This window comes from Brevibacillus borstelensis (assembly GCF_037834415.1).
In the GTDB taxonomy this organism is placed as follows: domain Bacteria; phylum Bacillota; class Bacilli; order Brevibacillales; family Brevibacillaceae; genus Brevibacillus; species Brevibacillus borstelensis_A.
Window position 1 is genome coordinate 1 of the sequence record NZ_JAUMSJ010000005.1, and the last position, 15680, is coordinate 15680.

A 15680-nucleotide genomic window follows, 5' to 3' on the forward strand; every position below is an offset into this window, starting at 1 on the left:
GACTGACAATTAGCACTCCTCCTCAAAATGGATATTTCTTTAGGTGTGTGTCGTCATGCTTATTCCACTATAGAGGGCAGATGTCGCTAAAATTTGATCAAGATGTAAACAAAATGTCACAACGGACGAATGCGCCTAGTCTATGATCAAACAATAACAACCTTACTCCAGTCCGATGACCGAAATAAGGTTGTACGCAAGAGGAACGTTATTGATTTGTGCTAGTAGTACCTTTATCGCTGGCATGGATCGGAGAGTTGTTTAATTCGGAAACTTGATCGCTCCTCACATCCATTTATATTAGTTGTAACAGTCGCTCTTTTGATAATTTTGTGTATTTTTGTACGAATGAAAGGTCTAATCCATCTCGAATCATTTCTTCTGCAATTTCAATTCTAGCAGATAACTTACCACTCCATCTTCCGTTATAATAACCTTCATTTTGTCCCTTTTGTCTCTCAGGTGATATTTCTTGATGCGAATCGTTCACGATTTCAATAAACCATTGTTTATCTATCCTCTGTAAAGGGTCAAATCTAACAATCCCTCTCCATTCGTCTTCATCTTGATAAACAATTACGTTTTCACCGACGGTTAAGTCAAATATTTCAACAACAACGGGTGATATTGCGGGCTCACCATTCGTATCATTGCAAAAGTTCGTATCGATGAGAATAGATTTTAGATTCATGTCATTACTCTCCTTACATAAGTTTACTCTCCATTTATTCGGAACTCTTGTTACTGCTCTTTCAATCTTGTATATCAAAAGGTTAGTTCGATCGATCGATAGCCGCCCAATTCATTCAGTACTGGGTAGGAAAAGTAAGACCTCAAAGGAAGCCCCCTCAAGGTCAATGATTTAAGAGTGTAATACATCAATTTTTGCAGAAATATTACTTCTTAGTATTGGCAATGTTTTGGATAGAAAGTCGTCTTTTTTTTCAGTGAAACCAATACAATAATCGTACTCCTCTGTCTCATCAACAGTTACATAATATTCTTCTTGAAAGAGAACGTTGGAATATTGTTCAAAACGATTACCCTTTTTTACTGTTACACATCTAAAGAGAAAATCAATTCCAATTGCTTTTTTTATGTCTTGTTTCTCATTGGCCCAAAACCATATTAATTTTGGGGGGGTGTTATTTGGAGCATCCCAATGGGGAATAGATTCTTCCCAAGGCAATACCCAATTGGAATTGGTGAATACTTGCCTTTTAAGAATGAATTCCTTATCAGGCTTATTAATTAAATCAATATTTCTTTCATAGAAGCAAAACAATAATTGTTCATCTTCGCAAAGAAAGCATCTTAAAATATCAGCTATTCCATCGATAGATTCGTTATGCGCTATTAATCCATAGCCTGGTTTAAATTGTACCTGCATTTTTTTATCCCCTAATCAACATCAAAATAACAGTGTCTCCCGTCATTTTTCCAGTTTTAGGATCAATGTACTGGAAATGAGGTGGCGTATATTTAGTTGGGTCTTTAACATCTTTCTGAAAGTACTGGACTTCTCCGATTTTGTTACCATTAGCATCGGTTACATCAGCTTTCAATATATCCGTCCTATACTGTCCGCCCTCCGTAAAATCTTTATCTTTTAGCCAACTATCCTTCCCACCAACATGCGTCCATTTTTTATACTTGCTGATATCAGCGAACCAACCACAACTATTATGTGTCCAGATCCTAAGATTGGAAACAAAGTACGTATGGAAGTCCTTTACCTTAAAGTTGTAGACAGTCTTATGTTCCTTTTTAACCTCAATCTTGCAGTACGTTCACCACGCTGTTCAATTCACGGCTCTAAACAGTGTAAATTTACCAAAATATAAAGAAGTAGAAATATTACTCCATTAAGAAGACAAAAACCAGCAAATGCAAAGCATTTGGGAGAATTTTTGGGATGGGATAAGGTCGGGTAGACGGTTGTGCTTTCAACAAATGAAAACAATCCATGGACGATTTGCAGTCGACGGATTGTTTCGTTTTATAAGGTTGGGAATGGTGCCGTATTGATTGATTACCTACCTTTTCTGCGATCCGTCTTACTGATCAACCCAAGCGTCGTTAAAAAGCAGGCGATCTTGACTTACCTTGATTCCCTTCACGCGCTTGTTCACCACAAAAAACTGCTTATCGATGTAGATCGGAATGATGTACGCTTGCTCGATCATATATCGCTGCGCTTCCGAGTAAACCTGCTTTCTCGCCTCCGGATCTACCGTTCGGCGGCCGAGCTCAGCCAATTCATCCAGTTTAGCGTCTTTGATCGACGAGAAATTGAATCCGCCGATTTGGCTCGAGTGGAAGAACATGTAGAATATATCTGGATCAATATGGTCATAAGCCATAACTGTGAGATCGAAATCCCCTTTGATCGCAGTATCCAGCATGGCCCCGGGTTCCATACTGTTGATCTTGACTTTGATCCCGAGTTCTCCAAGCATCGATTGCACGAGCTGCGATTCTTTGGCTTGTCTTTCTCTGGAGAGCAACGTTAGGCTAAGCGTTTGCCCGTTCTTTTCTCGTATTCCTTCTGCATTCACTTTCCAACCTGCTTTATCCAGCAGCTTTTTCGCTTCCTCCTGGTTGAACTTGTAATCCAGCTCTTCAACCGCTTTGTCGAAGCCAAAGAAAGTTGGAGGCAACAAGCTGTGTGCGACTTCTCCCTCCCCCTGCAGAGCAGCCTGGATGATCGCTTGCTTGTTGATGGCCATATTCAGCGCTTTGCGTACCTGGACATCCCGGAGTGCTTCCGTCTTCATATTCATCTCCAGAAACAGACCGATCCCGCTTCTCATTTTCTCCAGAACCTCAAATTTGTCGCTATTTCGATATTTTTTCGCGTCTTTTGCTTGAACGTTTAACGCGACATCGATCGTACCACTGTCCAGTGCTGCCATCGTCGTTTGATAATCGATAATGAATTTGGCAACAAGCTTGTCCGGTCGAACCGGGCCTTGATTTTCATAAAACGGCTCAGGCCATTTGAATTTGTCATTGCGTGCAAAAGTAATGGACTGACCAGGCTGCCAGCTTTCCAATTTCCACGGTCCTACCCCCAGTGGATGCCTGCCGTAGTCGGGACCCGCTTCCTCGATTGCTTTTACAGAAAGTGGCTGTAACCAGCCCGGTACGGAAAGGTTGAGAAGCAATGGGGCAAACGGTTCCTTCAATTCCAAAATGAGCGTCTGATCATCGGGTGCTTTTACTTCCTTCAGCGATTCCAGCATTGCCTGCGTAGCTTTTGCCTGGGTTTTCGGATCGAGAATACGATCGAATGTCTCCTTGAACGTTTTAGCGGTCAGTGGCGTCCCGTCGCTAAACGTAATGCCGGAGCGTATGGTAAAGGTCCACATTTTTCCATCCGGAGAAATTTTGTAGCTTTCGGCCAGATAAGGCTTGATTTCCCGCGTGACCGGGTCCACATAGACAAGTGTTCCGCCCATAAGGCCTGCAAGCTCGTCTGTCACACTCGCCCCGTTTGACTTGTGAACGTCAAAGGTATCCGGCTCTTGCTTGTAGGCGATCGTGATCGTGCCGCCCTGCTTTGGAGGACCGGATTTTTCAGGCGCCGGAATTTCTGTGCTCCCCTCGGTGCCGCCTCCGCTGCACCCACTCATGACCAGCATCATCCCCATTACCGTCCATAAGGCCCTCCGAAAAAATTGGTTTCTCATGATTATCCCCCTTACTGCGAATCGATTTTGATTTTTCTGTTTGTCTATATGCGCCTACTGCTAATTGGCTTCTCCGATCATGTAGCCCTTTGGTGGCTCTGCGCCGAGCAAATGCTTGACGAAATAGTCCCATTTCCTCCGGATAAAATAGCAATCGGTGTAGAAGCGATGATCTTTGTTCGGCATGATCAGCAGATCGAAATCTTTGTTCGCTTTGATGAGAGCATCGACCAATCTCAAGGTGTGAGCCGGATGCACGTTGTCATCGAGATCGCCGTGGGCGAGCAGCAAATGACCGCACAGATTTTTGGCGAGAGAGGCATTGTCCTGCTCCCGATACAAATCTGCATCGTAGGCTCCATGGTATCTTTCACCCCAGGCGTGTACATACAGGCGCTGATCGTGGTTACCGCAACCCGCTACCGCAACTTTATAAACATCCGGATAAGTGAGTATAGCCCTAACAGAACCGTATCCGCCGCCCGATACGCCCCAAATACCGACCCGATCCAAGTCTAAAAATGAATAGTGCTCCGCCAGTTGCTTCATTCCAGCCACATGGTCAATCAAACCGGCCGCACCCTGGAGGTTACCGTAGGAAACGTCGTGGAACGCTTTGGAGCGAAAAGGGGTGCCCATCCCGTCCATTATGACGGTTGCGAAACCCAACTGGGCAAATGGTTGAGCGTCGCCAAGCAGGTCCAAGCCCCCTGCATACGCCTCTGCGCAAAAAAACTTCGGCGTATTGATCCGCTGGACGCCTCCGTAAAAATAGTCGATCACCGGGTATTTCCGCGCAGGATCAAAATCGGCCGGCCGGACCAAAACACCATAAAGATCGGTTATGCCATCGTGTGCCTTGACGGTGATTCTCTGCGGCATCTGATACCCTTGGGCCAGAAGGAGCTCAATATCTGCCTTTTCCAGCTCGCGGATCAGTCGGCCGTCTGCAGCTCGCAGAACAGACACCGGCGGCAAGTCGACCCGCGAAAAGACATCGACGAAATAGTCGAGGCCAGGCGAGAAGGAGACCATGTGCATGGCATCTTCTGGTGTAAGCAAAGTCAATTCAGACCCGTCTAAGCGAACGCGGTAGAGATGCAGGTAATAAGGGTCACGCCCTTCCTCACGCCCTCCAGCGGTAAAATATAGCCAGCCTCTTTCCTCGTCGATCGCTTTAATGTTGCGAACTGCCCATGGACCTTGTGTCAAGCGGTTTTTGAGTTCACCTGACTGTGCGTCATAGAGATAAAGATGGGCCCAACCATCTCGCTCCGATTGCCAGATGAATGACGTACCATCCTTTATCAGACGAATGTTTGGCTCATAGACAACCGAGCGATCAGCCACTTCGCTGAGATGACCAATATCGGTGTTCAGGAAAGTTTCAGAATGTTCTTCCAAAAGCGTGCAGTGCTTCCCCGTTTGTGGGTCTGCAATGACGAATTGAGCAGTTTTGCAATCGCGCGACATGCGCACAAAGTAGGCTTTCTTACTATCGCTCGACCAACCGGCCAGTCGAAAGCCCTCACTCAACAAGGTAAAGAGAAAAGGGACGGGCTGGGGCTTTGCATCCAGCGGCACAATGGTTCCTTGTTCGATATCGATACAGAGCAGTTCCATCTGTGCGATGTGCTCATCGCCCGGAAAAGGATACCGGTAGGAATGCAGGACAGGACGCACATCTTCTCCTGATGGTACAGACTGGACCAGATGCAGGTCACGGACGAATCGTTGATCCAGCCGATAGGTCATCAGTTTTTTTGAGTCTGGAGACCAGAGCGCGGTCGGCGGATGCTTGACCCCATGCAATCGCTCGGTAACCGCCGTTGTCCTGGACTCGGGCTGGGTTGCGTAATCGTAATAAGGTTGTCCATCATACGTAAGCTGGACAATTTCACCAGTCTCAAGAGAACGAACGTACAGATTGTGTTCTGTGACAAATGCAGCCCAACGACCGTCTGGAGAAGGAAGCTCGTCCTTTCTTACTGATTGGTGGGACCCTGCGGTTTTTGCATCTTTTGTTGCAAGAGGTGCACATGTGTAGTCGTCCAGCTTGGAAATCCATGGCTCTCCTTCAACGTGAAATACAATCGCTTGCTCATCGTGTTCGAACGCAAACTGCTCGAACGGCAAATTGTCGGGATCACACGCTTTCCCCAAGACATGTGATAGGGTTTCCGCCAATTTTTGATGATCAAATGCCAACCGACTCGTATTTTGTCGTGAATCAACCCGAATGAACTGCTTGCCGCGGCCGCTTGCGATTCGCAGCTCTCTTTTGTACCAAAAACTCTCTGTCTGCCCTAGCCAGTGTGCCTTGATCAGACTGTTAAAGACGTATTTGCCTGTATTCGTCGCCATAAGTTTCTCTGCCCGTTGATACTGTTCACGGCTTATTGCTTGTTTCATGGCTACACCACCCCCAAATTTTATCCGCACCCAAAATCACAGTTCATTTGTGTTCCATTGGAGAAAGCGGTCTCAAAAACGCCATACAATTTCGACAATTCATCGGCTCTTCATACAAAAGAACCTTCTACAACAGGTGAAACTCACGTTTTGAACGGAGATTATGTTTTTGAAAATACAGAGACCCCTTCCAGAAAAACTTCCTGCACCTGCGATAACGCTGTACAATCAGCCGAAGGATCGCCCTTCACCACCAACAAGTCTGCGAGATAGCCCGTTTTGACTATTCCGAATTTATCGCCTTGGTCGAGTACTTCAGCGGCATTTTGTGTAGCTGCCTGTATCGCTTTAAGTGGGTGCATGCCTAATTCGACCATCAACCGGATTTCTTCTGCCACTGGTGTAATTGGATAGCCATCCAGCACAATATCTGTGCCTGTAGCGATCTTTATCCCTGTTTCCATCAATTTGGCGAAATTTTCGCGGTACGCTTTTTGCGATTCGAGAAAAAACTCAGCCTGCTTCATGAATTGTTCATTTACAAGTCCTTTGACGACTGCTTGTTCTTCAGCGGCTTTTTTGAAATGATCGGCTATTTGAAAGAACGTGACCATAGTCGGCACCCATACTTGTCCTTTTTCCGTCATTTGTCTTGCTTGTTCCACCGTCAGGAATGTCGCGTGCTCGATGGTATCGAATCCTGCATCAATCGCCATCTGGATTGCAGGCTGCAGCGAGGCGTGTACACAACATTTTCGGCCCAGCCGATGCGCTTCGTCCACGGCGGCATCCAGTTCTTCCTGCGTGAACTCCGGAGTCGGTGTCCGATCGCTGGTCATCAGCTTGATCCAGTCAGCGCCTGCCTTCACCTGTTCACGTACGGCAGTACGAACCTCCCATGGCCCATTTGCCTCCCGCAAGCCTCCTTTCAGCGGCCAGCCATGCCCGCCTGTCATGATAATGCCCTGGTTTACCTCAAAAAGACGGGGTGAGACGATCATTTTCTTATTTACCGCACGCTTCAATGTGCCGCAAAGTCCATCCGGCGCCGCTACATCCCTTATGGTGGTCACACCAAGTGAAAGCGCCTCTCGCAAGTTGCTTGCCGCCAAGAGAGCGATCATTCCGTCTGTGTATTGTGCGGCATCTGGCTTGCTCCACCAGTAACCGATATGTACATGCAAATCGATCAAGCCCGGCAAAATGGTACATCCGCTGTAGCGATTCACATCTGCTTGCGAATATTTCTTCAGCGCTTCCTCTTCCGTGTCCACTGCCACAATGCGGCCAGATTCGTCGATAGTGACCGCAGCCTCTTCAATAACCTGTTCGCCATCTCCGATAATCACGCGATCTGCAAGTAAAAGTTTCATCGTATCGATCTCCTTTTTAATATCGAAATTGCCTGTTTTCTTTATGAAATAGATAACTGTAACAGATTTGCATCAACTACTTCTCGATTTGGACTGCTTCCAACTGCGCGATCTTCCACATGATTCCTTGATAGAGCAGCTTTTTGGCTTTTAACACGCATTCCATGTCAGGGTTCAGAATCGACCGCAATTCCCAGAATCGCAGGACGCGATCAGTGCCCGATATTCTAGCCACTTTCATAAAGTAGCGAAGCAGATCGGGTGTGATGGGAACCTGCAGCAATTGCGCAAACTTCGATGCATAATACTCAACAATTTCTTGTACGGCAGGACTTTCCGGGGACTGCTGTGCCTTTAATGCGTCGATCACCCGATTATAGATTTCGACTGTCTTTCTGTCCCACAATTCCTGATTTACGGAATACTGATGTACCGCATTCATGCAGTCCTCCATACTCTGGCGAAACTCCGTGTGAAACTGAGGGTCCTTCAACAGCTCTTCCATTTCATTCCATGCGGCAGATTGCAGTGAGGTTATTTTTTTGTTTTTTGGAAAAATTTCTTCGATGCTTTGAATCAGGGGCTCCTTCCAATCGTAAGGAAACTGATCGATGATCATCGACTCTTTGATTTTCTCAAAAATAAATTGCTTTCGTTCTTCCGTATTCGCACTGACAGACTCTACCAAATCGTGGATATGACGCAGCGAATCTTCGCCAATGCCGCTCTCCTTGGCCCTTTGCAAAATCGTGATCATATTGCCCAACGTGCGCTGTTGTGCGCTCAATGCCTCGATTTGCCAATCAAGCGCCATGGAAACGGAGATTTCCCCCGAGATAATCTTGCGAATTTCATCAATGCCAAAGTTCAGGTAGCGAAGGGTCAGAATCAGCTCGAGCCGCCATATTTCCTCCGTCGTATAGAGCCGATGCCCTCCTTCGGTATGCATGGTCGGTTTGAGCAGGCCAATTTCATCATAGTAACGGACGGTTTTGACCGTTGTTCCCGTACTTTTTGCCACTTCCCCGATCGAAAACCTTCCCTCTCCCGCTTTTGCATGTGAATCCAACGTTTCAGCACCTCCTTGTCCCGATTATAAAACCTCCAGTAAGAGGAGATTCAATCGATAGTTTGTGACAATATGCCACTTCAAAAGAAGCTTTCGGATGAAGCTGATCGACCAGGACGGGCCATTCGATTCATTGACGACAATTTCACTTGCGCCAGCCTGAATTGCACCTTCAATCGCAGCGTTGACATCCTTTGTCAACAGCGTCCGTGCAAATTGGTACGAGCTGCCTTCAGGAAGAGTATCGTCCCAGTCATGGATTCCCGAAATTCCTTCCATGTCCACTGAAATGAACAGTTTTCAGCATCCAATATACGATGTCTGGATCAGGCGCTGATTGCCTAAACATGACAAAAACCCCTTCTCTGTCCAAAACCGAATGGGTTCGTAGATAGGGGTTTTTCGGCTTTCGCAAGGCGTTTTCTTTCATCGGCTGGTAGAGAGCAAACAGAGCCAGGGGAAGGTCATTTTGCAAGCAAGCGAGTGAAGAAAGCGCATTTATTCGATAAAGACATCCTGACTGCTGTAGATCTGTTCCAAACGCTCCTGCCGTGCTTGCATCGTCTCCCGGTTCTTAACCAGAAGCCCCAGGCTAAGCAAATGCAAAATGCTGTGGACGGCCGCCATGGAGCTGTTTCCCGTATTGATGTCTACATTTACTTCTGATAAAAACGTAATGTCGCTGATGCGACCGACCGGCGACAGCACGCGATCGGTGATGGCGATCAGCTTGCTGCCCAGCATTTTGGCCGCCTCTGCAATTTTGTAGGACTCTTTGGAGTAACGCGGAAAAGAGATGACGATGACGGCTGATTTTTCATTCATACTAAACAGCTTCTCGTAGGAATTGCCTCCTGTCGGGCACAAATGCACATTTTCTCGCATCATGCCGAGCATGAAGGAAATCCAGTACGCCGCAGCGTGAGATCCGCGATGACCGATGACGAGAATATGGTCGGCCTGCTCCAAAACATCGACGGCCTTCCACATTTCCGCTTCATTCAGCTGGGCCAGATTATGCTGCATGATCGCGATTTCATTTTCCATCGTCCGTCTGAACAGATTCTCCTCGCCCGATTCAATCGGGTTTTGCAGACGATTGGTTGGTTGTGCGTGGGCGTTCCCAAGCACGATTTGCTGCTGAATTTTCCCTTGCATCTCGGTAAAGCCGCTAAACCCGAGCGCATAGGACAAACGAATCACGGTTGTCTCACTTACCTCCGCTTCGCGCGCGATCTGGACTACCGTGTTGAATGCGGCTTGATCCAGATGCTGCAGCAGATGAGCGGCTACTTTTCTCTGGGCGGCGGATAGCCCGTTAAATTTTTCTTTTACCAGATTTTCGAATGATGAATGTTCCTGCATATATGTCCCCCGTCGATTCATAAATTACGGTTGCTTGCGATTGGTTTTGCCCCGCCATCGTTTTCAGCTTCCTATCCAGTATGCTTCTACTATTGGGTTTGCGCTCCGATCGTGTCAAGCTGCTTTTTTTCAAGTCTCTTTCATCTTCTCCTAGAATAGTGCCGCTTATCGGGTGAGCCACTCGGAACATGGGACGTAACGCATTGACTGTCGAGGCCAAAATATGAGAACGCCGGTTGCCCAAAGCTCCTTTGTGGCAAGCTGCCCTCCCTGCATGATAAGAGAGTCGAATCGTATGAACGGTCAATCTATGAAAAAAAGAAACAGGAGCAGCTGTGGTCTGATCCCGTTTCCCCGACTCACCGCACATTACTTACCGGCCTGGTCCGCACGAGCCGTTTTGCTTGGACGGCAATACGGGAAGCTTCACATGGCTGGGATGCTGTGCATCATGATAAACCTGCTGTATTGCGACGATAAACGCTGTATCGGTTGCCGGATCATTGCCAGTATTATGGTTGGGAAAGACCAGATTTTTTGCTCCCGAGGTGACCGATACACGGATACGGTGTCCCTTTTTGAACAGGTTGGCTATTTTGCTCATTTTGATTTCGTAGCGCTCTATCTTGCCTGGCTCGAGCAAATCCGGGTGCTTGGTGGAATGGCGGTAGCGGGCGCGAATTAACCCGTCCGAGAGGCGGATGGAATTCCCCTCTTCATCCACATCGGTGAGCCGGACCAGCCAATCTGTATCCCGCGCCGAGCTGGATGCGTAGAGCACCGCATACACATCCCCGGCGATCGCAAGTTCCTCCTCGAGCGGCGGGGACGTGTAGACCAGCACATCTTCGCGCAGCTCCACATCGCGGTAATTCTCCGGAACGCTGCACTCGTTTTCCGACATGTCGATGAGGAAGGGGGCAGCGTCCTGCGGGTCAAACCGGTAGCTGTCGTGCTGCTGATCCTCAGTCACTTGTGTCGAAAGCGTACCATCGCCGCTGCTTGTCTTGGCGTGTCCGCCGCTTTGCAAATAATAAGGTGTATACACAACCTCTTGCGGTGGCCAGTTCTGGCTTGTTTTCCATTCATCCTCGCCCACCATGTAATACTGGACGCGCTCCCCTGCTTCAACACCGTTGTCGATTCCCTTCAAAAACCGGTCAAACCAGCGCTGCTGCAAAACATCCAGATCATAGCGGATGGCATTGTTGCCAAACTGCACATTGTGAATCGAACGGGTCGTATTCGCCTGATGGTACCAGGGTCCGAGGATCATCTTCAGGTTTTCACGCCCCTGCCGTTCACACATTTCCCACGCCTCCGTCGTTCCTGCTCCGTTGTCATCGTACCAGCCGGAGACAAGCAGCGCGGGTACGTTCACCTTATCACCGTACTGAGCCCAATCGGCTCTCGCCCAGAATTCATCGTTGTCCGGATGGCTCATCCACTCATTCCAGAAATGGACGTCTTTGCCCAATGCTTTTGCCGGAATATCGGTTAGCGGACGGATCGCAAGCACCTCGTCCCAGTCGTCGCGGACTGCTGCTTCCAAATTTTTCTGTCGATCTGCCATGGCGAAAGCCCAGGCCAAGGTACCGGAGAGAATGGTCCCACCTTTTCGCGGCAGATCGCCAAACGGCGTTCCGGCGGTCACGTAGCTGACGATTGCTTTCAAATGCGGGTTACCCGATGCGGCAGCCGCCCATTGAACGTAGCCGCCGTACGAACCACCGATCATCCCCACTTTGCCATCGGACCATGATTGGGCGGCGATCCAGTTCAGCGTGTCGTCGCCATCCTCCATTTCATTTGCGCATGGCAGCCATTCGCCCTCGGAATCCTCACGCCCGCGCGTATCCTGCGAAACAAGGGCATAGCCTTTTCTCACAAACCGCAGCCAGTGAGAACCGCCGAAATGTTCGGCTACTCTGCCATACGGCGTCCGAATCAGAATGGTCGGAACACGGCTTCCCTCCGGCAGTCCGCTCGGCAGCCAGACTTCTGTCGCAAGCTTGATTCCGTCGCGCATGACAACATCGTGTCTGCCTAGTTGGGTGACGCCATATGCTGCCTTGGAAAGGAGCGGATCATTCCAGTCTGACATCGGCGTGAACGCTTCATATCCAGACTGAACCAGTATCGTACTCTCTCCTCTTCCGCTGAGCAAAAAAGCGACGATTTGCCGATCCAGTACAACCAGGTCGATCGGCATCTTCTCGTTACGCAGAGCCCATACCCAAGCCGTTTTTCGTTCGCCGTCGACATTTCCCGCCACTTGAAAATACCGCTGATAATGTCCGCCCCAGCTCGTCACCACATCATCGGCCGCTTCCCAATCTGTCTCATTCCACTCACGCAGCCGCTCTGCGATCACCTGCAGCGGCAGACCATACCCGTGATTGTCCGCTGGCAGCGCTGCAAGCTCGGTCCAACCGTCACACTCCAGCGTTCTTCTCCGGTGAAGCCATCCCTCGTCTGACACATACAAATCGGCGAGATGAATGCCCGATTCATAAAGCTTGAATTTCTGTCCGTTCAGATCAATCGATTCCATCGCTTTTCCCATCTCCTATCCCATCTCCTTTCCTATTCCATAGGCCGCGCTTATCGCCAAACCTCCCGATACACATTGAGGAAATTGTGCCCCATGATCAGCTCGATCGCCTTGTGCGTATAGCCTCTTTTTTCGAGTGCGCGGATGATCTCGGGGATGCTGGCATGCCGCTTCACGACATCAAACGGCTTGCGGGGCATCGCTGCAATGCTGTCGGGAGAGACATACTTCATGAACTCGTCCGTAATATCTAGCCCTATACCCACATGCTCCACGCCGGCCAGCTTGACGATATGGTCCACATGGTCGATCAGATGCTCCACATCGGCCTCCTCGTCTCGTTCAGAGACAAAGAAATTGACCGCATTCATGCCAATGACACCGCCTGTGCAGGCGATCGCCTTGATTTGTTCATCCGTGAGATTACGCATGGAGGATGCTAGTGCACGGCAATTGGAATGGGAGGCGATAACTGGCTTTTTGGCGAACGAAATCACATCCCAAAAGCCTTCATCGTTTATATGGCTGACGTCGATAATGATGCCCATTACTTCCGCCGCTTCGATCAGACGAACGCCGAATTCTGTAATCCCGCCCGGACGCCCCTCGCGCATCAGCGAGAAATGGCTCCCATCAGCGACGAAATTGCGCCGGCTCCAGGTAAATCCGAGAAAACGGACCCCGAGCTCATAAAAAATGGGTAGCATGCTGAGATCGTCATACAGCGGCTCGGCGCCCTCCAGGGAGAGCACAAACCCAACCTTTCCCGCCTGCTGCGCTGCTAGCAGATCATCGACGTTTTTGCAAATCATGATTTTGTCAGGAGATTCGGCAGCTTCCATATGAAGCGCGCTGATTTGCTGGAGTGCTTTGCGCAGTCCCATTTCCGGTAAAAAACTGTTGTCGACAAAGATGGCGGAAACGACGGCCCCCACTCCGCCCTCGTGAAAACCGGGCAAATAATCGGTTTCGATCACTTTTTGCTTTCCGCGTTCACGTTGAATGGCAACGTCCATCAAGAGGTCAAAGTGACCATCGATAATCAATGACATCTCAATTGCACTCCTCTCACCGAAAACTTGGCTTTGCCGGGCCTTCTGGATCATGGCAAAGCCGAAGCTGCCCTTTTCTCAAGCATTCTGCCTCTCAATGTTTATGCAAACATATTTCAGTCAGCCCTGCGGAAGCCGTGCCGTGACGAATTCAACCATTGCCTGCAACCGTGCCTTGCGCAGGGACGGCTTGCCGATTTGCAGCAGCCCATGGCTAGAATCCGGCATCTGCAGCAGTTCCACCTCGTTACCCTGTCGCTTCAGATGGGCAAAAAACTGCTCCGCTTGCTCCATCGGGCAGCGCAGGTCTTGCTCCGCATGCATGAGCAAAAGCGGCGTTTTCACCTTGTCAACATAGGCGAGCGGCGAGTGTCTCCAGAGAGTCTCAAGATCCGTCTTACCCAAAAACTCGCGATCGACAAAGGTCGGGCAAATATCGCTTGTGCCGTACATGGAAATCCAGTTGGAGATGCAGCCTTCCGAAATCGCCGCAAAGAACCGATCAGTTTTGGTCAAAAGCCAGTTGACCATGAAGCCGCCATAGCTGATGCCATTGACCGCTACGCGGCTTTCGTCAAGAAAATCGTAGCGACGCAGCGCCTCTGCCAAGCCATTCAAAAGGTCCAGATGGTCCTTTCCGCCGTAATCGCCATGCACCGCCTCGGAAAATTCCTTGCCAAATCCTGAGCTGCCGCGCGGATTGAGGTACAGAACCGCAAAGCCTTGGGCTGCAAACAACTGCATCTGATGAAAATAGGCAAAGCTGAACATGGAGTGCGGGCCACCGTGAATATCGAGCAAAACCGGATATTTTTTGCCCAACGTGAACTGGGCCGGCTTCAGCAAAAAGCCCTGGATCTGCCAATCATCGACAGACGTATAGGTGAACTCCTCCGGCCAGGAGACGATCAGCTCTTGCATCAGCTCGTCACTGCAATCATCCAACCTCAGCTCCTCGCCTGTTTGGTCGATGAACGCAATTTGGCCCGGATGGTTGGGAGTGGAGCAGGCAATGACAAGCGAGTCCTGCCCATCATAAGAGAAATGAAAGATCGTCCTTTGACCGCCCGCCACAACCTCAGGAGATGCGGCGTTTTGTTCCCGAGAGAAACGGATAATCTCGTTCTTCCCTTCCCGCGTGCTTAGCGCATAGACCCATTCACCGTCACGCGACCAATGCGGACGAAGTGGATAGCGCAGATGGTACATATCTGTAAAGGAATAATCCTCCAGCGAAAAAGGATACTCGTCTGAAAGGAGGCGCACATTGCCGCCAGCACAATCCATTACAAACAACTGGCAGTGCTCCTCATTTCCCAGAAAGGCAATCTGGTTGCCATCCGGAGAATAGGCCGGAACACGCGCATCTTGATTGGAGTAGAGCGTTTCCACTTCACCGCCTGCTGTCGGTACGTGTAAAATCTGTCCGCCAAAGATGAGTGGCTCATCACGATTGGCGGTAAAGGCGATGGATGTTCCATCCGGAGAAATGGTCGGATCGCTGATGTCGTATGGTTCTTTCGTCAACTGCTTCCACTCGCCTGTCTCCACATGAATCGCGACCAGCTGCCGCGTCAGGTCCTGATGCATCCCGGCGCCATCCAGCTTGTAATAAGGCTGATCATATCGCTTCGGACCCGCCATCCACGCCTTGTTCTCCCGAGCGATCTGTTCATCAATCTCGCCTGTCGTTTTATCCCAAGCGAATACCTCGACGTTCTTCGTCTTGGTATGCACGGGTACGAGCCCATAGATGTACTGCCTATCCGGCGACCAGAAGAGCGAGCTGATCCCATGCCGAAACCGTGTGAGCCGCACAGCCTCGCCGCCGTCAAGCGGCAGCAGCCATGCCTGCACTCCGTTTTCGCGATTGGACAAAAAGGCGATCGCTCTGCTGTCGGGCGACCAGGCCGGTGCCAGATTACGGCTCCCCGCATTCGTCAGGACGCGACTCTTTGTGCCGCGAATGTCTGTCAAATACAATTGTGTGTCATAATCGTCTTCCTTCTCGCGAACCACTGTTTTTTCGTAGACAACCAGTTTGCCATCGGGTGAAATTGTCGGATTGCTCGGCCATTGGAACTTGACAATGTCTTCTGCTGTAACCAGCCTTTGATTCACATTCATCACGCCCGCCTCCAATTTGATCATTTTCACATGCCT

Annotated in this window: 11 protein-coding genes; all 11 read right to left on the reverse strand. The window is 49.5% G+C overall.

The genetic code is table 11. From position 1 onward, the window contains the following. Positions 1-295: 295 nt before the first annotated feature. Complete coding sequence (locus Q3F21_RS06695) at positions 296-691, reverse strand: hypothetical protein (RefSeq protein WP_340250722.1); 396 nt, start codon at positions 689-691, stop codon at positions 296-298. 171 nt (positions 692-862) lie between these two features. Beyond that, positions 863-1390, reverse strand: a complete 528-nt coding sequence (locus Q3F21_RS06700) for a hypothetical protein (protein WP_340250723.1) — start codon at positions 1388-1390, stop codon at positions 863-865. Between the two features lie 667 nt (positions 1391-2057). Beyond that, positions 2058-3692, reverse strand: a complete 1635-nt coding sequence (locus tag Q3F21_RS06705; RefSeq protein ID WP_340250725.1) for an ABC transporter substrate-binding protein — start codon at positions 3690-3692, stop codon at positions 2058-2060. A gap of 60 nt (positions 3693-3752) precedes the next feature. Continuing rightward, positions 3753-6104: a S9 family peptidase gene (locus Q3F21_RS06710; protein WP_340250727.1), complete on the reverse strand. Its 2352-nt coding sequence runs from the start codon at positions 6102-6104 to the stop codon at positions 3753-3755. A gap of 161 nt (positions 6105-6265) precedes the next feature. After that, complete coding sequence (locus tag Q3F21_RS06715) at positions 6266-7477, reverse strand: metal-dependent hydrolase family protein (protein ID WP_340250729.1); 1212 nt, start codon at positions 7475-7477, stop codon at positions 6266-6268. A gap of 76 nt (positions 7478-7553) precedes the next feature. Continuing rightward, the gene (locus tag Q3F21_RS06720) at positions 7554-8546 is read right to left on the reverse strand and encodes a MerR family transcriptional regulator (RefSeq protein WP_340250730.1); all 993 of its coding nucleotides are present in this window, start codon (positions 8544-8546) and stop codon (positions 7554-7556) included. Positions 8547-8570: 24 nt separating this feature from the next. Continuing rightward, on the reverse strand, positions 8571-8843 hold the full coding sequence (locus Q3F21_RS06725; protein WP_340250983.1) for a M55 family metallopeptidase: 273 nt from the start codon (positions 8841-8843) through the stop codon (positions 8571-8573). Between the two features lie 201 nt (positions 8844-9044). After that, positions 9045-9911: a MurR/RpiR family transcriptional regulator gene (locus Q3F21_RS06730; protein ID WP_340250731.1), complete on the reverse strand. Its 867-nt coding sequence runs from the start codon at positions 9909-9911 to the stop codon at positions 9045-9047. Between the two features lie 373 nt (positions 9912-10284). After that, complete coding sequence (locus Q3F21_RS06735) at positions 10285-12477, reverse strand: CocE/NonD family hydrolase (protein ID WP_340250732.1); 2193 nt, start codon at positions 12475-12477, stop codon at positions 10285-10287. A 38-nt stretch (positions 12478-12515) separates the two neighbouring features. Further along, the gene (locus Q3F21_RS06740; RefSeq protein WP_340250733.1) at positions 12516-13517 is read right to left on the reverse strand and encodes a dipeptidase; all 1002 of its coding nucleotides are present in this window, start codon (positions 13515-13517) and stop codon (positions 12516-12518) included. Between the two features lie 120 nt (positions 13518-13637). Further along, positions 13638-15668 carry a S9 family peptidase gene (locus Q3F21_RS06745; protein WP_340250734.1) on the reverse strand — a complete coding sequence of 677 codons (2031 nt, stop codon included), beginning with the start codon at positions 15666-15668 and terminating at the stop codon, positions 13638-13640. Positions 15669-15680: the final 12 nt, after the last annotated feature.

Excerpts from the sequence above, each read along its gene's own strand:
- Q3F21_RS06700 (WP_340250723.1), bottom strand. The coding sequence starts at position 1,390 with ATGCAGGTACAATTTAAACCAGGCTATGGATTAATAGCGCATAACGAA.
- Q3F21_RS06730 (WP_340250731.1), bottom strand. The coding sequence starts at position 9,911 with ATGCAGGAACATTCATCATTCGAAAATCTGGTAAAAGAAAAATTTAAC.
- Q3F21_RS06695 (WP_340250722.1), bottom strand. The coding sequence starts at position 691 with ATGAATCTAAAATCTATTCTCATCGATACGAACTTTTGCAATGATACG.
- Q3F21_RS06745 (WP_340250734.1), bottom strand. The coding sequence starts at position 15,668 with ATGATCAAATTGGAGGCGGGCGTGATGAATGTGAATCAAAGGCTGGTT.
- Q3F21_RS06735 (WP_340250732.1), bottom strand. The coding sequence starts at position 12,477 with ATGGGAAAAGCGATGGAATCGATTGATCTGAACGGACAGAAATTCAAG.
- Q3F21_RS06710 (WP_340250727.1), bottom strand. The coding sequence starts at position 6,104 with ATGAAACAAGCAATAAGCCGTGAACAGTATCAACGGGCAGAGAAACTT.
- Q3F21_RS06740 (WP_340250733.1), bottom strand. The coding sequence starts at position 13,517 with ATGTCATTGATTATCGATGGTCACTTTGACCTCTTGATGGACGTTGCC.
- Q3F21_RS06715 (WP_340250729.1), bottom strand. The coding sequence starts at position 7,477 with ATGAAACTTTTACTTGCAGATCGCGTGATTATCGGAGATGGCGAACAG.
- Q3F21_RS06705 (WP_340250725.1), bottom strand. The coding sequence starts at position 3,692 with ATGAGAAACCAATTTTTTCGGAGGGCCTTATGGACGGTAATGGGGATG.